General features: G+C 67.7%; 15 protein-coding genes. 6 read left to right on the top strand and 9 right to left on the bottom strand.

From position 1 onward, the window contains the following. The first annotated feature begins 61 nt into the window (after positions 1-61). From K7711_RS20745 to K7711_RS20730, 4 genes are all read left to right on the top strand, one after another. A complete protein-coding gene (locus tag K7711_RS20745) occupies positions 62-814 on the top strand; it encodes an SDR family oxidoreductase (protein ID WP_222971079.1) in 753 nt (250 codons plus the stop codon). 168 nt (positions 815-982) lie between these two features. Continuing rightward, positions 983-1849 carry a carbohydrate ABC transporter permease gene (locus K7711_RS20740; RefSeq protein ID WP_222971078.1) on the top strand — a complete coding sequence of 289 codons (867 nt, stop codon included), beginning with the start codon at positions 983-985 and terminating at the stop codon, positions 1847-1849. Continuing rightward, a complete protein-coding gene (locus tag K7711_RS20735) occupies positions 1839-2717 on the top strand; it encodes a carbohydrate ABC transporter permease (protein WP_222971077.1) in 879 nt (292 codons plus the stop codon). Before K7711_RS20740 ends, K7711_RS20735 begins: the two co-directional genes overlap by 11 nt. A 20-nt stretch (positions 2718-2737) precedes the next feature. Then, complete coding sequence (locus tag K7711_RS20730; RefSeq protein WP_222971307.1) at positions 2738-4009, top strand: ABC transporter substrate-binding protein; 1272 nt, start codon at positions 2738-2740, stop codon at positions 4007-4009. 15 nt (positions 4010-4024) lie between these two features. Here K7711_RS20730 and K7711_RS20725 read toward each other — a convergent pair whose 3' ends face one another. Together K7711_RS20725 and K7711_RS20720 are read right to left on the bottom strand one after the other, a co-directional pair. Then, on the bottom strand, positions 4025-4966 hold the full coding sequence (locus tag K7711_RS20725; protein WP_222971306.1) for a DNA-3-methyladenine glycosylase family protein: 942 nt from the start codon (positions 4964-4966) through the stop codon (positions 4025-4027). 367 nt (positions 4967-5333) lie between these two features. Further along, positions 5334-8105, bottom strand: a complete 2772-nt coding sequence (locus tag K7711_RS20720) for an FAD-binding and (Fe-S)-binding domain-containing protein (protein ID WP_222971076.1) — start codon at positions 8103-8105, stop codon at positions 5334-5336. Positions 8106-8201: 96 nt separating this feature from the next. Between K7711_RS20720 and K7711_RS20715 the strand changes: the two genes are divergently transcribed. Beyond that, complete coding sequence (locus K7711_RS20715; RefSeq protein WP_222971075.1) at positions 8202-8588, top strand: hypothetical protein; 387 nt, start codon at positions 8202-8204, stop codon at positions 8586-8588. 200 nt (positions 8589-8788) lie between these two features. Here K7711_RS20715 and K7711_RS20710 read toward each other — a convergent pair whose 3' ends face one another. The 6 genes from K7711_RS20710 to K7711_RS20685 form a co-directional block, all read right to left on the bottom strand. After that, a complete protein-coding gene (locus tag K7711_RS20710) occupies positions 8789-9688 on the bottom strand; it encodes an NADP-dependent oxidoreductase (protein WP_222971074.1) in 900 nt (299 codons plus the stop codon). Positions 9689-9777: 89 nt separating this feature from the next. Further along, positions 9778-11658 carry an ABC transporter ATP-binding protein gene (locus tag K7711_RS20705; RefSeq protein WP_222971073.1) on the bottom strand — a complete coding sequence of 627 codons (1881 nt, stop codon included), beginning with the start codon at positions 11656-11658 and terminating at the stop codon, positions 9778-9780. Positions 11659-11875: 217 nt separating this feature from the next. After that, positions 11876-12604: a respiratory nitrate reductase subunit gamma gene (narI, locus tag K7711_RS20700; RefSeq protein ID WP_222971072.1), complete on the bottom strand. Its 729-nt coding sequence runs from the start codon at positions 12602-12604 to the stop codon at positions 11876-11878. Next, entirely contained in the window at positions 12604-13206 is a 603-nt protein-coding gene (gene narJ, locus K7711_RS20695) for a nitrate reductase molybdenum cofactor assembly chaperone (protein ID WP_222971071.1), read from the bottom strand. The genes narI and narJ overlap by 1 nt, the downstream gene beginning before the upstream one ends. Continuing rightward, positions 13203-14795, bottom strand: coding sequence for a nitrate reductase subunit beta (narH, locus tag K7711_RS20690; RefSeq protein WP_222971070.1), 1593 nt, complete (start codon positions 14793-14795; stop codon positions 13203-13205). Before narH ends, narJ begins: the two co-directional genes overlap by 4 nt. Next, entirely contained in the window at positions 14792-18457 is a 3666-nt protein-coding gene (locus K7711_RS20685) for a nitrate reductase subunit alpha (RefSeq protein ID WP_222971069.1), read from the bottom strand. The genes narH and K7711_RS20685 overlap by 4 nt, the downstream gene beginning before the upstream one ends. Before the next feature lie 143 nt (positions 18458-18600). On the opposite strand from K7711_RS20685, the gene K7711_RS20680 reads away from it, so the two are divergent. Next, positions 18601-19650 (top strand): tellurite resistance/C4-dicarboxylate transporter family protein, encoded by a 1050-nt coding sequence (locus tag K7711_RS20680; protein WP_222971068.1) that lies wholly within the window; start codon positions 18601-18603, stop codon positions 19648-19650. An 86-nt stretch (positions 19651-19736) separates the two neighbouring features. Here K7711_RS20680 and K7711_RS20675 read toward each other — a convergent pair whose 3' ends face one another. Continuing rightward, a complete protein-coding gene (locus K7711_RS20675; RefSeq protein ID WP_222971067.1) occupies positions 19737-19964 on the bottom strand; it encodes a hypothetical protein in 228 nt (75 codons plus the stop codon). Between the last annotated feature and the right edge of the window lie 5 nt (positions 19965-19969).

Genomic DNA, 19969 nt, shown 5'->3' with positions numbered 1-19969 from the left:
TGCTGCATGGTGCGGAAGACCACCGTGTTCGACGCCGACCGATGCAGACGGAGGATAAGTCATGGCCGAACGAGTTGCCGTAGTTACCGGAGCCGCCCGGGGGATCGGCGCAGCCGTCGCCAAACGGCTGGCCGCGGACGGACTGGCCGTCGGCGTCCTGGATCTGGATGCCGCGCACTGCGCCGACACCGTGCAGGCGATCACCGAAGCCGGTGGCAAGGCCGTGGCGCTGGGCGCGGACGTGTCGAACGAGGATTCGGTGGCCGCCGCCGTCGAGCAGCTGGCCGGATCGCTCGGCGCGCCGACCGTCGTGGTGAACAACGCCGGGATCCTGCGGGACAACCTGCTGTTCAAGATGTCCGTGGCGGATTGGGACTCGGTCCTGGGAGTCCATCTGCGGGGTGCGTTCCTGATGACCCGCGCGGTGCAGAAGTACATGGTCGAGGCCAAATGGGGCCGGGTGGTCAACCTGTCCAGCACTTCGGCGCTGGGCAACCGCGGCCAGGCCAACTACTCCGCGGCCAAGGCCGGCATGCAGGGCTTCACCAAGACCCTCGCGATCGAACTGGGCAAATTCGGCGTCACCGCCAACGCCATCGCACCGGGCTTCATCGCCACCGATATGACCGCGGCCACCGCGGCCCGCGTCGGCGTGGACTTCGAGGACTTCCAGAAGGCCGCCGCGGCCCAGATCCCGGTCCAGCGCGTCGGCCGCCCCGAGGACATCGCGCACACCGCCTCGTTCCTGGTCAGCGAGGGCGCGGGCTTCGTCTCGGGCCAGGTCATCTACGTCGCGGGCGGCCCCACCAACTGACCCTCGCAGGTCGCTGCGCTTTCGAATCCGGCTGTACTCGAACGGATTTCGCATCGGTCGGTGGGTATGCGAGGTGGTGCGTCCGACAACCCGCATACCCGCCGCGACGGCATGCGCCCAGCACGTGCTGGGGACGGTCCTGCGGAAGGCGGGGGTAGGTTCGCGGATATGAGGCGGCGGGCGGTTCGGCGGGGGCTGGTGAGTTACGGGCTGTTGTTGCCCAGCTTGGTGGGGGTCGGGTGTTTTCTGGTGTTGCCGATCCTGGTGGTGGGTTGGCTCAGTGTGCACAGTTGGAATCTGTTGGGGCCCATGCGGTTCGTGGGGCTGCGGAACTGGCGCGCGGTGCTGGGGGATCCGGCGTTCGGACATTCGCTGCTGGTGACATCGGTACTGGCGGCGATCGTGGTGCCGGTGCAGACCGTCCTGGGTTTCGCCGTCGCTGTGCCGCTGGCACGGCGACGCGGCGGAACGGCGTTCCGGGTGGTGTTCGCACTGCCGTGGATGTGTGCGCCGGTCGCGGTGGGTGTGGTGTGGCAGTGGATGTTCGCGCCGACCGGCGGTGCGATCGACGCCGCACTGGGCAGCCGGATCGAATGGCTGTCCGATCCGGCGCTGGCGCTGCCATCGGTTGCGGCGGTGAGCATCTGGTCGAATTTCGGCTACGTGGCGCTGTTCTTCGTCGCCGGGATCCGGGCGATCCCGGCGGAGATCCTGGATGCCGGTGCGCTGGACGGGGCGAGCGGCTGGCGGCGCACGCGCTGGCTGGTGTTGCCGCTGTTGCGCCCCACCATGTTCTTCGTGCTGGTCACCGGTGTGCTGACCGCATTCCAGACCTTCGATACGGTGTACGCGCTGACCAGGGGCGGGCCCGGGAATCGCACGGATGTGGTCGCCCTGCGAATCTTCGACGAGGCGTTCGTCGCCGCGCGGCCGGGACGTGCCGCGGTGATGGCGCTGGTGGTGTTCGCGGTGATGTTCGTGATCACCGTTCTGCAGCATCGCTACTTCCGGAATCGGACGGTCAATGAGTACTGAATCGATCGGAATCTCCACCGACACGCGATCTTTCGCGAAGCGGCCGAAGTTCCGCGCGCGGCTGCGCGGTATCGCGGTCTATCTGCTGCTGTTCGCCGGGGCCCTGCTGACCGTCGCACCGCTGGTGCTCAGCGCCCTGACCGCGGTGAAAACCCCGGAGCAGTTCGCGACCGGTTCGCCACTGGCCCTGCCGAATCCGGTGACCGGGGTGAATTTCACGACGGTGCTGAGCGAGGGACTGGGCCGGGCCGTCCTGGTGACCGCCCTGATGACGGCGTTCATCACCGGCGGCCAGCTGATCACCTCGATTTTGGCGGCATACGCGTTCGCGCGCACCGAATTCCCCGGACGCGACATCCTGTTCTGGATCTACCTCGGCACCATGATGGTGCCCTCGATGGTCACCCTGATCCCGTTGTACCTGATGTTCGCGAAGCTCGGCCGGCTCAATACGTTCTGGGCGTTGATACTTCCGTTCGTGTTCGCCTCGCCCTACGCGATATTCCTGCTGCGCCAGTACTTCCGGTCCATCCCGGAGGAACTGCTGGGCGCGGCGCGGCTCGACGGCGCGAACACCCTGGACATCCTGGTTCACGTGATGGTGCCGATGAGCCGGCCCATTCTGGCCACGCTGACGCTGATCACCGTTGTCACACAGTGGAACAGCTTCATGTGGCCGCTGGTGGCGAGCAGCGGTGAGACCTGGCAGGTGCTGACGGTCTCGACCGCGACGCTGCAGACCCGGTACAACGCGCAGTGGACCCTCGTGATGGCCGCGACGACGTTGGCGATCGTACCGCTGGTGTTGTTGTTCGTGGCGTTCCAACGTCAGGTGCTGCGATCGATCACCACGACGGGCCTGAAATGAGTACCGGGACAGCACGATCCCTGAAGACTTCCACCCGGGTGCTACTGGCCGTCGCGTTGAGCGTGGTGTTGCTGATCGCCGCGGCACTGTGGCTCGGGCGCACCGGCGACGGCTCGGGACGCACGGTCCTGCGAATGCGGATCTGGGACGAGAGTTTCGTGCCCGCCTATCGGGCATCGCTCGATGCGTTCCAGCACGCGAATCCGGATGTCGAGGTGCGGATCACGGTGGTGCCGTGGGCTTCCTACCAGCAGAAACTGCGGCTGGATGTGGCCGGGGGCACCGTGGACGACGTGTTCTGGACCAATACGTTCTCCGATTACGCGGATTCGGGCCGACTGCTGGATATCGGCGCGCTGCTGGGCCCGGATGCCGCGCGGGCCTGGGACCCGTCCGCGGTCACGCAGTACAGCCGCGACGGAAAGCTCTGGGCGGTACCGCAATTCGTGGACGGCGGGACGGCGGTGTACTACAACCGCGCACTGCTGGACGCCGCGCACATCGATCCCGCCGCGCTGTCGGGATTGCGCTGGGGAGGCGAGGCGGACACCTTCGCACCGACACTGCACCGGCTCGCCGCCGTCGCACCGTGGGCATACAACGCCGCCAACGATTTACAGTCCATCGAGCTGCCGTTCCTGGGCTCGGCCGGTGGACGCCTGCAGGGAGCGGACGACCGATTCGTCTTCGACAGCCCGCAGGGCAATCAGGCGTTCGGCTACCTGGTCCGCCTGATCGCCGATCGGCTCGCCCCCTCGGCGGCCGATACCGACACCAATACCGATTTCACCAGAAATGCCTTCCTGCAAGGGAAGTTGGCGCTGTTCCAATCCGGCACCTACAACCTGGCCACGATCGCGCAGCAGGCGAAGTTCCCGTGGGGCATCGCGATGATCCCGGCCGGACCGGCCGGACGGGTCAGCACCGACAACGCGATCGGCCTCGCGGGCAATGCGGCGACTCGTCATCCGGCGGCCGTGCGCCGCCTGCTGGCCTGGCTCGGCGGCGCCGAGGGCAACCGCTACCTGGCCGTCTCCGGCGCGACCATCCCCGCGGTCGTCGCCGATCAGCAGATCTATCGGGATTACTGGGCGCACAAGGGGATCGATGTCTCCCCGTTCTTCGACGTACTCGACGGGCCGCGCATCTCCGCAGGCAGCGGGGCGGGATTTCCGGCGGCCAACGACATCATCACCCCGATCCTGTCGGAGATGTATCTCGGCCGCACACCCGTCCCCGAAGCCCTCCGCCGCGCCGTAGCGGCGGGTAATGCCGCCATGAGTGATCGATGACGTTTCCGCGGCCGATCAGATTCCGGTGATGTCCACCAGCGGAGTGCGCGGTCCGAACTTGGGCTTGCGGGCCTGCCCGGAGATCTCCAGCAGGCGCACAGCCCGATAGCGGTGCGGGCGAAGGGGTTCGAGGTAGTCGACCATGGCCGCGTCGTCGATGGGACGGCCCAGCAGCGTCCAGCCGACGATCGCGGCGAGGTGGAAATCCCCGACCGACAGGGCATCCGGGTCGCCCAGCGCGCGCTGGGCGATCTCCGCGGCGGTCCACACGCCGATGCCCGGGACCAGTTGCAGCCGCTCGGCCGCGGCCGCGGGATCGAGGTCGGCGGCCTGTTCGAGTTTGTCGGCCATGCGCGCGGCCAGCACGATCGTCTTCGAACGCTGTGGATCGACGTTCGCGCGGTGATACTCCCAGGAGGGGATGTGCCGCCAGGTGTGCGCGTCGGGCGGGACCCGCATCGGTGTCGGCGTCGGGCCCGGTGCGGGGTCGCCGAACTTGCACACCAGTCGCCGCCACGAGGCACGCGCGGAGACGGTGTGCACCCGCTGCTCGAGCACCGCCGGGGCGAGCGCCTCGAAGATCAGCCCGGTGCGCAGCATCCGCAGGCCCGGGAAGCGGCGGTGCGCCTCGACGATCTTGGGATGCGTCGGGGTGAAGTCGCTGAGGTCCTCGTCGAGGCACAGCATGTGCGGCAGCCGCTCGACGAACTCGGCCGCGCCCGGACCCCAGGCCCGTGCCGCCACCGACCGCGGTCCCGCCTGGGTAAGCCGGTAGGTGACCGGTCCGGTGGGCATGCGCGAGGCGTGCCAGTGCGCGCCGTCCCGGGTGGTTGTATGGCAGGGATCGCTTCCGCCGCGACGCAGCGGCGCGAGGGTGCCGGCGAGATCGATCGGCAGTTCGGCGCCCACCGTGCGCTGCGCGTCGACCCTCGATTCCACCGGAACATTGTGCGCCATCCCGGGAAGCCGATCGCACGCACCCGGCTCGATTCCAGTGACATGCATCACTAGACAATTCGGGAAAGCCGATTTCAGACCAGGTGAGCCGGTCACGGGAACCGCTGGACTGTAACGCGACTGTCATAGAGTGCGATTTCCGATCGGATTCATCGAGCCACCGATCCCTATTGCGGCAATCGGTCGGCATTTCGCGCAAGGGAGGCTCTAATGCTCACGACCATTCTGAATCAGCTGCTGAACATCTGGGGTGGGATCTTCTCCGGCAGCTCCGGCTACCAGATCGCACCGGGCACGCTGCCGTTCGGGAGCTGACCCGCCACCGTGCGCACCCGTGACCGAGGCCGGGTGCGCACCACCACGATCATCAGCGGTCGAGCAGGAATTGCGCGAGGTGGATCGCGGACCTATCGGCCAGCTGGTCAGCCTGGGTGCGGCAGGAGAAACCGTCCGCGAGGAACTCCGCGTCGACGTCCTTCCGCAGTGCGGGCAGTAATCCGTTCTCGGCCACCGCGACCGATATGTCGTAATGGCCGTATTGCATGCCGAAATTCCCAGCAAGCCCACAGCATCCGGCGACTTCCGTGACCGTTGCGCCCGTTCTCCGGAGAATTTCCCGATCCGCGTCATATCCCGTCAGCGCATGGTGATGACAATGCGGTTGCACCAGAACCGTATGCCCGCTGCGATCCGGCGGACGCCAGGCGGGATCCTCGGCGAGGAATTCCGCCAGGGTGCGCACCGCCCGCGCGGTCCGTTCAGCCCGGGGATCATCCGGCAGCAGGGCGGGCAGATCCGAACGCAGCGCGGCGGTGCAGGAGGGTTCGAGTCCGATCACCACGCCGCCCGCGCTCACATGATCGTCCAAGACGCTCAGTGTGGCCCGTAGCCGGGTACGTGCGCCGTCGAGCTGTCCGGTGCTGATCCAGGTGAGCCCGCAGCACACCCGGCGTTCGGGGATGCGCACTCGGTGTCCCAGTGATTCGATGAGTTCGACTGCAGCCCAGGCAATCTCGGGATCGAAGGCATCGGTGAAACTGTCGATCCACAGCATCACCCCCGGTTCATCATCGGGCACGCGCACCCCGCGTCGATCGGTCCATCTGCGGCGAAAACTCCGGTCCGCCAACGATGGGACCGCGCGTCTGGGATCCATGCCGGCGGCGCGGAAGCCCGCCCGGCGCAGCGGCGCGAATCCCGCGACGGCATTGAACACGCTGGGCATGCGCACCCCCAGGGCCAGCCAACGCGGCAACCAGCCCAGCGCGTAGTGATCGATCGGCCGGAGCCTGCGCCGATAGCGGCGGTACAGGGTCTCGGCCTTGTAGGTGGCCATATCGACCCCGGCCGGACAGTCCGCATCACATGCCTTGCAGGACAGGCACAGATCCAGTGATTCGGCGACCGCGTCCGAACGCCAGTCCAGCGCTCCCCGAACGACCTCCTGCAGGACGCGGGCCCGCCCACGGGTGCTGTCCTTCTCGTCGGCGGTCGCCAGATACGACGGGCACATGAAACCTCCCGTCGCCCGGGTGTCCGCCCGGCACTTGCCGATCCCGACGCAGCGGTGCACGGCCGTGCCGATGTCGCCGTCGGCGGGGAAGGCGAATCCGCCCGCGGACGGCATCGCGCGCAGTCCCGCGAGACGCAGATCCGCGTCGATCGGGCTGGGGCGCACCAGAACTCCCGGATTGAGTACGTCATCGGGGTCGAACAGCGCCTTGAATCCGGCGAATGCGTCGAGGGCGGCCGGAGAGTACATGCGCGACAACAACTCCGAACGGGCGCGGCCGTCACCGTGTTCTCCCGACAGCGAGCCGCCGTGCTCGACGACCTGATCGGCGGCATCGGCGAGGAAGGCCCGGAACCGCTGCGGCGCATCGGCTATCGGCAGATCCAGCCGGATGTGGATACAGCCGTCGCCGAGATGTCCGTAGAGCAGCCCGTCCACCTCGTGCGTGCGCATCAGCTCGTCGAAATCCCGCAGGTAGGCACCGAGATTCGCGGGCGGCACCGCGGCGTCCTCCCAGCCGGGCCAGGCGGGGCGGCCGTCGGGGGTGCGCCCGGCCAGGCCCGCGCCGTCGGCGCGGATCCGCCACAAGCGCGCTGCCACAGCGGAATCGGTGACGATGCGGCTGTCGAGCGCGTGCGCGGTCCGGCACAGCGCGGCCGCCCGGTCGTGCGCCTCGTCGGCGGTGTCGCCCGCACATTCGACGAACAGCCAGGCCCGGCCCTCGGGAAGTTCGGGAACCGTGCCGCGATGGGCGTGCACGACGTCCACGAGCCGGGCATCGATACCCTCCACCGCGATCGGATCGACCGCGGTGACCGTCGCGACATCATCTGCCGCCGTGGGCATATCGGGATATCCGAGCACTACCAGGACGGTTACCCGGGGCACCGGAACCAGCGTCACCGACGCCTCCAGCAGTAGGCCGCAGGTGCCCTCGGTGCCGACGAACGCGCGCGCGGCGGAGGGATCGCGTTCGGGCAGTAGATGTTCCAAGCCGTAACCCGAGGCCTGCCGCTCGAAGCGCCCCAGTTCGGTGCGGATCACCGCGAGCCGGGCTCGGGCGAATTCGTCCAGGCCGGGTACCGCGGACAGTCCCGCGCCGAGGGTTCGCTCGGTTCCGGTGCCGTCCAATATCCGCAGTTCACGCACGGTATCCGAGGTCCGGCCCCAGGCCATCGCATGCGGCCCGCACGCATTGTTCCCGATCATGCCGCCCAGGGTGCAGCGATTCTGCGTGGACGGGTCCGGCCCGAAGCGCAATTCGGACGCCCCGGCCCGGCGCTGCAGGCTCCCGAGCACGACCCCGGGTTGCACTCGCGCACAGGACTTTTCGGTATCGATCTCGAGGATCGCGGACATGTGCCTGCTGAAGTCGAGTACCAGACCGGCGCCGATCGCATTGCCCGCCACCGACGTTCCCGCGCCGCGGGCGGTGACCGGAACCCCGCGGTCCCGTGCCGCCGCCAGCACCGCGGCCACATCCGCATCGCCGCGTGGAAAGACCACCGCCGCGGGTGGCACCCGGTAGTTCGAGGCATCCGAGGCGTACTCCGCACGCCGCCGCTCACCGGCGTCGACCTCGCCGTCGATCCTGCTCTCCAGCGCCCGCAGCCACGAATCGGTCATGGACTCAGCCTATGCGGGGTCGGTGCGGGCCTGCGACCTGCGGCGCGCACGTCCCACCGCCGGTTGCACATCCGTATCCGGCGTACCGTCGAACGGGTGCAGATCTCCACCGAGCGCATCCTGATGATCGGCCTCCACCCCAGTGCGCTCGACTACAGCAAACTCCCCGGCCTCGACGAGGCCACCCTGACCGCGCGCATCGAAGCCGGTAACGCGGCCCTGCGCGCCGCCGGATTCGACGCGGTGTCCTGCCAGATCCCCGCCGACCCCGCGCAGGCCGAGACCCGAATCCGCGAACACCTCGCCGACGGCCCGTTCGGCCTGGTCATGATCGGTGCGGGCATCCGCACCAATATCAGCTACACCCTGCTGTTCGAGCAGATCGTCAACGTGGTCACCGAGGCGGCTCCCGGTATCCGTTTCTGCTTCAACACCTCGCCGGAGACCACCGTCGACACCCTCCGCCGGTGGGTGACGCCGTAGCTGCGGCACCCGCTCGCAGGACCGATATTCAGCGGTCGACCGGGACTTTGCCGAGCCCCTGGCCGAATTCGCTGCCGGTCGAGCCGCGGCGAGGTCAGCGAGCAGGACGATGCAGAAACGCAGACAGCATCGGCGAGGAGAAAGCCGCCGTCGCCCAACTCGATTCCGTTCGGTTTCGACATCGTCCTGCTGGCGCGTACTCAGCCGGCCGTGACCAACACGATCTTGCCGAGCCCGTGGCCGGACTCGCTTTCCCGTTGGGCCGCTGCGGCTTCGGCGAGCGGGAAGATGCGGGCCGGGGCGGGCAGGCGGATGGCGTCCATGGCGAGCAGACGGGCAGCCTCGACCACGCTGTCGAGCGGTCCGCTGGGGCGGGAGTAGAAGGTGATGCCCTTCTCGGCGGCCGCACCGTCGGCGATGGTGATGATGCGGTCGGTGCCGCCGCGCAGTTCGATGGCGGCGTCGAGGAATCCGTGTCCGGCACAGTCGAATACGGCATCGATGCCGTGGGGAGCCAGGGCGCGCACGCGGTCGGCGACGCCCGCGCCGTAGGTGGTGGGCGCGGCGCCGAAGGAACGCACGACCTCCTGATTGGCCGCGGAGGCCGTGCCGATCACCCGAGCGCCCGCGGCCCGCGCCAGCTGTGCGGCCATCGAACCGACCGCACCCGACGCGCCGTTCACCAGCAGCGTCTCATCGGCTTGCACCCCCAGCTGCTCCAGGCCGCCACCCGCGGTGTTGGCCGCGACCGGGATCGCGACGGCATCGATGAAGGACAGCTCGGCGGGTTTGGCGACCAGACGTTCGGCCAGTGCGAATTCCGCGTAGCCGCCGCCCACCGCCCAGCCGATGACCTCGTCGCCCACCTGCCAGGCGGCCTCGGGACCGGCCGCGTCCACGACTCCGGCGATCTCGAATCCGGCCCGGCGCGGAAAATCCGGGCCGGGCATCATCCCCTGCCGAATCTTCCAGTCCGCCGGATTCACCCCCGCCGCACGCACCGCCACCCGCACCAGCGCACCCGCCGGTTCAGGTATCGGCACCTCTACCAGCCGCAACACCTCGGGCCCACCGATTTCGTCGTACTGGATCGCCTGCATGAGACCGAGCCTATGCGCTGAGTCCGATGCCTTCTCCGATCCCCGACCCCGCCCCGGTCCGGCGGCCCTGTCGGTGCCGATACCTCCACTCATGCGGCGACCGAGTCACCCTCGTCGGCGAATTGGGTGTGATACAGCTCGGCATACCGGCCCTCGCGAGCGAGCAGATCGGTGTGGGTGCCACGTTCGACGATCTGCCCGGATTCCACGACCAGGATCTGGTCGGCGTTGCGAATGGTGGACAGGCGGTGGGCGATGACCAGCGCGGTACGGCCGGTCAGCACCTCGGCCACGGCTTCCTGCACGGCTGCCTCGGAGGTGGAGTCCAGCGAGGCGGTGGCCTCGTCCAGCACCACCACGCGGGGCTGTTCGAGCAGGAGACGGGCAATGGTGAGGCGTTGCCGTTCACCACCGGACAGGCGGTATCCGCGCTCGCCGACGACGGTGTCCAGCCCGTCGGGCAGCGAGTCGATCAGATCGCCCAATCTGGCGCGCCGCAACGCATCCCAGATCTCCGCATCGGTCGCGGCGGGACGAGCCAGCCGCAGATTGGCGCCGATGGTGTCGTGGAACAGATGTCCGTCCTGGGTGACCAGGCCGACCGCGGCCTGAATGGATCGACCGGTCAGCTCGCGCACATCGGCTCCGTTCAACCGGACCGCGCCCGAATCCACGTCGTAGAGGCGTGAAACCAGTTGTGCGATGGTCGATTTACCGGCGCCCGAGGAACCGACCAGCGCGATCATCTGGCCGGGCTCGGCCCGCAGCGAAATCCCGTGCAGCACCTCCTCGCCACCGCGGGTGTCGAGGGTGGCGACATCCTCGAGCGAGGCCAGCGACACCTTGTCCGCCGCCGGATATCCGAACCGCACGTCGTCGAACTCCACCGTGACCGGGCCCGGCGGCACCTCGCTCGCATCGGGCGCGTCCTGGATGAGCGGCTCGAGATCGAGGATCTCGAAGACTCGCTCGAAACTGACCAGCGCGGACATGATGTCCACCCGGGCGCTGGCCAAGGCGGTCAGCGGGGTGTAGAGCCTGGTCAGCAGCAGCGAAAGTGACACCACCGCACCGGCGTTCAACTGACCGCGCAGCGCGAACCAGCCGCCGAGTCCGTAGACCAGTGCCACCGCCAACGCCGACACCAGCGTCAGCGCGGTCACGAAGGTGGTCTGCAACATCGCGGTCCGCACGCCGATATCGCGCACGCGCCCCGCGCGCAGGGCGAATTCCGTCGACTCGTGCTGCGGCCGCCCGAACAGTTTCACCAGCGTCGCGCCCGGTGCGGAGAAACGCTCGGTCATCTGCGTACTCATCGCCGCGTTGAGCTGCGCGCCCTCCCGCTGGATCGCCGCCACCCGGGTGCCCATCCGCCGCGCCGGAATCATGAACAGCGGCAACATGATCAACGCCAGCACCGTGATCTGCCAGGACAGCTGCACCATCACCACGACGGTCAGCAGCAGCGTGACGATATTGGTGACCACGCCCGAGAGCGTGGTGCTGAACGCCCGCTGCGCACCGATCACATCGCTGTTGAGCCGACTCACCAGCGCACCGGTACGGGTGCGGGTGAAGAAGGCGATCGGCATCTTCTGCACGTGGTCGAATACCGCCGTGCGCAGATCCAGGATCAACCCCTCGCCGATCCTGGAGGACAGCCACCGGATCACGATGCCCAGCGCCGCGTCGATCACGGCCAGCGCACCGATCGCCACCGCCAGCAGCACCACCACCCGCGCGGCGGAATGCCCGACGATGTGATCGACCACCCGTCCGGCCAACAGCGGATTGGCCACCTCCAGCACCGCCGAGACGACGCTGAACACCAGAAATCCGATCAGCAACGTCCGATGTGGCCGGGCGAACCGCAACATCCGCCGAGCCGTCGCACCGCTGAACCCACGCCGCACATCGGGCGCACCGGCCTGCCGATACATCTGACTCCAGGCCACCGATTCGATCGTCATCACCCAGCTCCCTTCCACCGGCCATCCAACACCGACCCACCGACACTAGAACCTCAACAAAGGTTCAGCTCAAGTGTTCCGGGCGGGGAGCGCGTTCACCCACAGCGGAAACGGTCGACGACGCAGCCGAAGGGCGTCTGTCGGATCAGATCCCGTTCGAGGCTGTAGACGAAGCTCACGCAACCGGTCGTGGCACCACCGAGAACAAAGGGGGAATTCAGTTTTCGATCGGTTCCCAGCCGCGCCGCGCGGCACGTTCCCCGGCGGCCTGCTTCGGATCGCGGTAGCGGTAGACGATGTAGGGGCGGAACAGGTACTGCACCGGGGCGCTGAACATGTGGACCAGGCGGGTGAACGGGACCAGCGCGATCAGGAGCATGCCGATCACGGCGTGGACCTGATAGGCGACCGGAACCGAACTCATCAGGGCGGGGCTGGGATCGAGGATGAAGATGTGCCGGACCCAGGGGGCGATGGTGGTGCGGTAGTCGTAGCCGTGCGAGAGGGTCGAGTGGGTGAGTTTGGCGAACAGGCCCAGGAAGATCGCCGAGAGCAGGAACAGGTACATCACCTTGTCGTTGCGGGTCGTCGCGCGGAACACCGGCGCGTGCGTGCGGCGGCGCAGCACCAGCAGCAGCACACCGGCGATGGCGAGCACACCCGCGATCGTGCCGCCGATCAGGGACAGCAGATGGTATTGATGTTCACCCAAACCCAGTGCGCTGGTCCAGCTTTCGGGGATGAACAGGCCCATGAGATGGCCGACCAGGACGAACAGGATGCCGTAGTGGAACATCGGCGAGGCGATGTTGAGCAGCCGCGATTCGTAGGATTCGGAGGATCGGGTGGTCCAGCCGAATTTGTCGTAGCGGTGCCGCCAGAACAATCCGCCGATCAGCGATATCAGGGCGATGTAGGGCAGTGCGCCCCAGAGGAATACCTGCATCAGTGACCTCCGTTGCCGAGCACGGGTAGTAGATCGAGGTGGCCGTAGGGGGACAGGCCGACGGTCTCGGTGGCCGGGCCGGACCGCGCCAGCGCACGCGCGGCGGCGCGATCGCGCGGAGTCGGGCCGGGCAGGCTTGCGCTGAGTGCGTTCAGGACGTGCACGTACGGCGTGTCGACCTCGTCCAGCGCCAGCCGCAGCAGTTCCAGCCCCGGCCGATGTTCCAGCAGCAGATCGGAAGATCCTGTGGCAGCGCAGAATTCGAGGACGACAGGCAGGTAGTCGGGCAGTTCGGTATCGCGCAACTGCATCCCGTGCTCGCGATAGATCTGCTTGAGCCGGGCCAGCGAACCGCCGCGCCGACGCGTATCGCCGTCCTGCCACCAGGTCAGATGCAGGCAGTGCCGGTTGTGGAAATCGAAGACCTGCACGTACTGCTCGCACAGCGCGGCCCGCCCGAGGACCGCGGCGCGTTCGAGGAACGGCCGCAGCGCGGGCGCACCCGCGCTGAACAGCGGCAACCTCTCGAAGAGGCGATCGTCGGGATAGTCCAGGCAGTGCGCGGCGGCCTGGTACAACGCCGGAACCGAATGACCGCTCATCGGTGGTCCTCATCGGCGGTCTGCCGCCGACGCAGCAGATGGAAGTTCTCGACCGTCATGAGCGGCAACAACTTTCGCCCGGAATCGTCCCCGAGCGGCCCGGTCGCGCCCATGCCGGGACCGCCGTCGTAGTCCAGACTGCACCCGTCGGGCAGCATGGATTCCTCGAGCTGCTGTGCCTCGCCCACGGCCGCGGTCGGAATCACGTAGCGCTCATCGTATTTGGCGATCGCCAGCAGCCGGAACATCTCCCGCAGCTCGGCGCCGGTCATGCCGACCGCCTCGGGAATCGATTCGTCGGGCGGATCGCCGAGATTGATGTCGCGGTGATACGAACGCATGGCCGCGAGCCGGGCCAGCGCATCCTTGACCGGGACCACATCACCCGCGGTGAACAGCTCGGCCAGATATTCCATCGGAATACGCAGCGAATCGATCGCGCCGAACAGATGTCCGGCGTCCTCGCCGTCGAATCCGGTCTCGGACAACGAATCGACCACCGGCGACAGCGGCGGGATGTACCAGACCATCGGCATGGTGCGAAATTCCGGATGCAGCGGAAGCGCGACACGATATTTGCTGATCAGCGCGTGCACCGGCGAACGGCGGGCGGCATCGATCCAGTCCGCCGGAATTCCGGCCCGCTCGGCCTCGTGCCGCACCTGCGGATCCTCCGGATCCAGGAAAACACCCAGCTGCGCCTCGTAGAGATCGGTGTCCGACGGCGTCGAGGCCGCCTCGGTGACGCGGTCCGCGTCGTAGAGCACCACGCCCAGATACCGCAGTCGCCCGACGCAGGTCTCCGAACACACCGTCGGCAGCCCGACCTCCATCCGCGGATAGCACAGCGTGCACTTCTCGGCCTTGCCGGTCTTGTGGTTGAAGTAGATCTTCTTGTACGGGCAACCCGTCACGCACATCCGCCAGCCGCGGCAGCGGTCCTGATCGACCAGCACGATGCCGTCCTCACCGCGCTTGTACAGCGCACCGGACGGGCACGAGGCCACGCACGACGGATTCAGGCAGTGTTCGCAGATCCGCGGCAGATAAAACATGAACGTCTGCTCGAACTCGAATTTCACCTTCTCCGAAGCGGTTTCGCGAACCTTGCGGACGATCGGATCCTGGTCGCCGAATTCGGTGACGCCGCCGAGGTTGTCGTCCCAGTTGGCGCTCCACTCGATCCGCATCGGCTTGCCGGACAGCAGCGAACGCGGCGGCGCGACCGGATAATCGTCACCGAGCGGAGCCTCGGTCAGCGCGCGATAGTCGTAGGTCCACGGCTCGTAGTAGTCCCGGATCAGCGGCAGCACCGGATTTCCGAAGATGGACAACAGCTTTCGCAGCCGACCGCCGGCCTTCAACTTCAATCGGCCGCGCCGGTCCAGCGTCCAGCCGCCGCGCCAGCGGTCCTGATCCTCGTACCGGCGCGGATATCCCAGTCCCGGACGGGTTTCCACATTGTTGAACCAGGCGTACTCCATGCCGCCGCGATTGGTCCAGGTCTGTTTGCACGTCACCGAGCAGGTGTGACACCCGATGCACTTGTCCAGATTCATCACCATTGCCAGCTGCGCCATCGGTTTCATCGGTACTGCACCTCCTGGGAGCGGCGGCGGATCACGGTCACCTCGTCACGTTGATTGCCGGTCGGCCCGAAATAGTTGAACCCCCAGCACAATTGGGCGTAACCGCCGATGAGGTGGGTCGGTTTGAGCAGCAGCCGGGTCAGCGAGTTGTGTATCCCGCCGCGACGTCCGGTGCGCTCGGTGCGCGGGACGTTCACCGTGCGCTCCTGCGCGTGATGCATGTAGACGGTGCCCGCGGGCATCCGATGCGAGACGACCGCGCGGGCCACCACGACGCCGTTGCGGTTCACCGCCTCGATCCAGTCGTTGTCCGCCACCCCGATCGATTCGGCGTCCGGCGGCGACATCCAGATCACCTGTCCGCCACGCGAGAGCGAGAGCATGAACAGGTTGTCCTGGTATTCGGAGTGGATCGACCACTTGTTGTGCGGGGTGAGGTAGCGCACGGTGACCTGGCGCTGACCGTCGGGCCCGAGTTCGGGTTCGCCGAACAACCGGCTCATGTCCAGCGGCGGCCGATACACCGGCAGACACTCGCCGACCTCGGACATCCAGTCGTGGTCCAGGAAGAACTGCTGCCGTCCGGTCAGGGTGTGCCAGGGTCTGAGCTGCTCGACGTTCTGGGTGAAGGCGGTGTACCGGCGACCGCCGCTCTCACTCCCCGACCACTCCGGCGAGGTGATCACCGGGACGGGCGCGGACTGGGTGTCGGCGTAGTGCACCCGCTTGCCCTCGTGCTCGGCGGCCAGGTCGGCCATCGGCTGTCCGGTGCGGCGTTCGAGCGTGCGGAAACCCTGAGTTGCCAAGTGGCCGTTGGTGGTTCCGGACAGCGACAGAATGGCGTCGGCCGCGTGCACCGCGGTCTCGATGCGCGGGCGTCCCGCCGCCGGACCCGATTCGACCACGCCGTTGAGCGAACCCAGATAGGCGACCTCCGCGTCGGGTCGCAGGGCGATCCCCTTCACCGGCAGGCCGAGTTCCTCCACCAGCGGTCCCAGCGCCGCGAACTTGGCTCCGATCGCGGTGTAGTCACGTTCGACGACGGTGAGTGTCGGGAACGTGCGACCGGGCACCGGCGCGCATTCACCCCGCCGCCAGTCCCGCACCACGCCGCCCGGTTGCGCCATTTCCCCTGGGGTGTCGTGCTGTAGCGCCGTGGCCACCAGATCGTGCCGGACGCCGAGATGCTCGCGGGCCAGTTCGCTGAGCCGATCGGCCAGCGCGCGGAAGATCTCGAAATCGGTGCGCGCCTGCCAGGGCGGATCGACCGCGGGGGAGAACGAGTGCACGAACGGGTGCATATCGGTGGAGGACAGATCATGTTTCTCGTACCAGGTCGCCGCGGGCAGCGTGATATCCGACAACAACGTCGAGGAGGTCATCCGGAAGTCCAGGGAGACCAGCAGATCCAACTTTCCCTCCGGGGCCTCGTGGTGCCACCGCACATCTCGCGGACGCGATCGCCGGGGCGCCTCCTGCGCGGACAGCGAGGACTGGGTGCCCAGCAGATGTTTCGTGAAATATTCCGCGCCCTTGGCCGAGGAGCCGAGCAGATTGGCCCGCCACAGCATCAGCACGCGCGGCCAGTTGCGCGGGTCGTCCGGATCCTCGATGGCGAATTTCAAGGTGCCGGACAGGATTTCGTTGACGGCCCGGCCGACCGCGTGTTCCCCCTCGCCGAGTTCGAGCGGGTTGCGGTCGAAGGTCGGATAGGACGGCATCCAGCCCAGCCGGGTGGCCTGGGCCAGGCAGTCGATCGCGGTCATCCCCGCGAAACGTCCTGCGCCCAGCGGTGAGGCGAGGGTATCGGCGGTGAACCGGTCGTACCGCCACTGATCGGTGTGCACGAACCAGTGCCCGGTGCCGATGGCCTGGCGGGCCGGACGCGCCCAGTCGATCGCACCGGCGAGGGTGGCCCATCCGGTGAACGGCCGCACCTTCTCCTGGCCGACGTAATGCGCCCACCCGCCGCCGTTGCGGCCCTGACATCCGGTGAGCTGCAACAACGCCAGAAATGTTCGATAGATCGTCTCGGAGTGGAACCAGTGGTTGGTGCCCGCGCCCATCAGGATCATGCACCGGCCGCGCGATTTCTCCGCGGTGGCCGCGAATTCCCGGGCGATCCGGATACACGCCGCGGCCGGGACCGAGGTGTGTTCCTCCTGCCAGGCGGGAGTGCCGGGGCCGGCGGGATCGTCGTAGGACTCGGGCCAGTCGCCGGGCAACTCGCCGCGTCCGACGCCGTAGCCGGCCAGCAGCAGGTCGAAGACGGTGGTGACCAGCGGACCGTCCGGGCTCAGGCGGCGCGCGGGCACGCCGCGGCGCAGCACCTCGCCGCGACTCTGGGCGTCCGCGCCGCCGTCGGTGTCGAAGCGCGGCAACAACACCGGCACGCCGTCGCCGCGGCCGTACAGGGTCAGTACCGGGACTATCGAGCCCAGGTCCAGATTCCAATGTCCCGCACCGGATTCGGACCAGCGGAAGCCGAGCGATCCGGACGGTACCGCGGGTTCACCGGTATTCTCGTCCAGCACAACGGTTTTCCACTCCGCCTCCTCGCTGGTGTCGCCGATGTCGGCCGCGCGCACGAATTTGCCCGGCACCCAGGCATCCTCGTGTTCCTCGAGCATGACCAGGAAGGGCAGATCGGTGAACCGGCGCACGTAATCGGTGAAGAACGGGACCTGCCGATCCACGAAACATTCCCGCAGGATCACATGCCCCATCGCCATGGCCAGCGCGGCATCGGTGCCCGGATGCGGATGCAACCACTGATCGGCGAATTTCGCGTTGTCGGCGTAGTCCGGTGCCACCACGACGACCTTCTGACCGCGGTAGCGGGCCTCGGCCATCCAGTGCGCGTCCGGGGTTCGGGTGACCGGGACGTTCGAACCCCACATGATCAGATAGGCCGCGTCCCACCAGTCGCCCGATTCGGGGACGTCGGTCTGGTCGCCGAACACCTGTGGTGAGGCCACCGGGAGATCGGCGTACCAGTCGTAGAAGGACAGCATCGGTGCGCCGATCAACGCCATGAATCGCGCACCCGCCGCATGCGAGACCATCGACATGGCCGGAATCGGGGAGAATCCGGCGATCCGGTCCGGGCCGTACGTGGCGATCGTGTGCACATGTGCGGCGGCGATGATCTCCAGCGCCTCGTCCCACTGCGCGCGCACCAGCCCGCCCTTGCCGCGGGCCTGTTGATATTCCAGTCGCCGGGCCGCATCGGACTGGATCTCCGCCCAGGCCAGCACCGGATCCCCGGTGCGCTTCCTGGCCTTGCGATACATGTCCAGCAGGACGCCGCGGATGTACGGATAGCGCACGCGCGTCGGGGAATAGGTGTACCAGGAGAAGGACGCACCGCGCGGACAGCCACGCGGCTCGTACTCCGGGCGGTCCGGGCCCACCGACGGATAATCGGTCGCCTGCGTCTCCCAGGTGATGATGCCGTCCTTGACGTACACCTTCCAGCGGCAGGATCCGGTGCAGTTCACGCCGTGCGTGGAGTAGACGATCTTGTCGTGACTCCAGCGGTCGCGGTAGAAGACGTCGCCCTCGGTGCCGCCGCGATATACGACGCTGTGCAGATCGGGTGAGTTGTCGCCCCGATGGAAGTACTTGCCCGTCTCGAGAATCAGTGCGTCCGGTTCCGCCATGGTGTTGCGATCCTTTCGACCGTCGGGGCGGGCACCACCCCGACCGACTGTATCGTTCACGTGGCGAATATTTGGCAACTTTCCGGCGGCGGGCTGCGCGGCGGGCTGCGGATACCTCGTCGTCGCATGTCAGACTGGCGCGCGTGGATGAGTCGGACGACGACCGCGCCGCATCCCTGCGAAATCTGAAGCCCGCCTGGTTCGCCTCGGTGATGGCCACCGGCATCGTCGCGCGCGCAGTCTCGGGCGCCGGCTGGCAATGGGGCGGTGACGCACTGCTGATCATCGGCCTGCTGGCCTTCGCCGGACTGACGATCGCCATGATTGCCCGGGCGATTCGCCATCCGCGCGAGATGGCGGCCGACGCCGGGAATCCGTCGGTCGGATTCACCTATCTGACCTTCGTCGCCGGGGCCGGGGTGCTGTCCACCGGACTGAGCAGCCACGGCATGGCCGCCGCGGCACTGACTCTGCTGGCCGTGGCCACGATCGCCTGGCTCATTCTCTGCTATCTGATTCCGGCCGGATTCATGGTGCACCACAACACCGCCGTGGGGATGACCGGCGCGGACGGCACCTGGCTGCTGTGGGTGGTCGGCACCCAATCCCTCGCCGTGGCCGCCAGCGCCCTGCCCGCGCCGTGGGCGCACCGGTTCGCCACCCCCGCACTGCTGGCCTGGTCGATCGGCACCGTGCTGTACGGCATCGTGGCGGCGCTGGTGCTCGGCGCGCTGTTCGCCAAGGAGCTCACCCCCGCGACCCTGGTGCCGCCCTACTGGATCTTCATGGGCGCCACCGCGATCAGTGTCCTGGCCGCCGCAAAGCTCGTCGACCGCACATCCGATCACCTGGTCTCGCTGACCCACCCGGCGCTGATCGGCGCGGCTGTGGTGCTGTGGGCATTCGGCACCTGGCTGATTCCCGCACTGCTGATCGCCGGGGTCTGGCGATACGTGATCGAACATTTCCGCCGGGGATTCGATCCGGCGCTGTGGAGCATCGTGTTCCCGATCGGCATGTACGGCGTCGGGACCCGCGAATTCGGTCTGGCGGTGGGGGAATCGTGGATGGTCACGTTCGGGCGGGCCGAGGCGTGGGTGGCGTTGGCGGCGTGGGTCGTGGTCGCGAGCGCCACGGTCGGACAGTATGTGCCATTGTTTCGGCGGCGGGCCGTCCCGCAGGATTCTCTGTAATCGACATCAATCCAGGCGATCTCAGCGGATGTCGCCGAGATCGCTTGGGGTCGGGCCTGTTCCGAGGTGGACTTATGCGGCCGACATCACGCGTCGGCCGGGGCGAGGTCCTGTGGAGTCGGCGGGGGAGCGGTGCGGCGTTCCAGGGTGAACGAGACCGCGACCGAGGCGAGGGCGGCCAGGCCCAGGGCCAGGCCGATCCAGCCGATCGAGGGATAGCCCATGCCCGCGGTGATGGCCAGGCCGCCGAGCCAGGGGCCTGCGGTGATGCCGAGTACCGAGCCGATGCCGTAGAGCGCCGGGACGACGGGCACCCAGC

The organism is Nocardia coffeae (genome assembly GCF_019890715.1).
GTDB lineage: Bacteria > Actinomycetota > Actinomycetes > Mycobacteriales > Mycobacteriaceae > Nocardia > Nocardia jiangxiensis.
The sequence above is the reverse complement of the archived record's forward strand: the minus strand, read 5'-3'. Positions and strand labels throughout refer to the sequence as shown.

What these genes read in the sequence shown, in the direction of transcription:
- K7711_RS20720 (WP_222971076.1), bottom strand. Translation starts at nt 8,105, where the DNA reads ATGACCGATTCGTGGCTGCGGGCGCTGGAGAGCAGGATCGACGGCGAG.
- narI (WP_222971072.1), bottom strand. Translation starts at nt 12,604, where the DNA reads ATGCAGGTATTCCTCTGGGGCGCACTGCCCTACATCGCCCTGATATCG.
- K7711_RS20705 (WP_222971073.1), bottom strand. Translation starts at nt 11,658, where the DNA reads ATGACGATCGAATCGGTGGCCTGGAGTCAGATGTATCGGCAGGCCGGT.
- K7711_RS20745 (WP_222971079.1), top strand. Translation starts at nt 62, where the DNA reads ATGGCCGAACGAGTTGCCGTAGTTACCGGAGCCGCCCGGGGGATCGGC.
- K7711_RS20725 (WP_222971306.1), bottom strand. Translation starts at nt 4,966, where the DNA reads ATGGCGCACAATGTTCCGGTGGAATCGAGGGTCGACGCGCAGCGCACG.
- K7711_RS20710 (WP_222971074.1), bottom strand. Translation starts at nt 9,688, where the DNA reads ATGCAGGCGATCCAGTACGACGAAATCGGTGGGCCCGAGGTGTTGCGG.
- narJ (WP_222971071.1), bottom strand. Translation starts at nt 13,206, where the DNA reads ATGAGCGGTCATTCGGTTCCGGCGTTGTACCAGGCCGCCGCGCACTGC.
- K7711_RS20685 (WP_222971069.1), bottom strand. Translation starts at nt 18,457, where the DNA reads ATGGCGGAACCGGACGCACTGATTCTCGAGACGGGCAAGTACTTCCAT.
- K7711_RS20735 (WP_222971077.1), top strand. Translation starts at nt 1,839, where the DNA reads ATGAGTACTGAATCGATCGGAATCTCCACCGACACGCGATCTTTCGCG.
- narH (WP_222971070.1), bottom strand. Translation starts at nt 14,795, where the DNA reads ATGAAACCGATGGCGCAGCTGGCAATGGTGATGAATCTGGACAAGTGC.
- K7711_RS20740 (WP_222971078.1), top strand. Translation starts at nt 983, where the DNA reads ATGAGGCGGCGGGCGGTTCGGCGGGGGCTGGTGAGTTACGGGCTGTTG.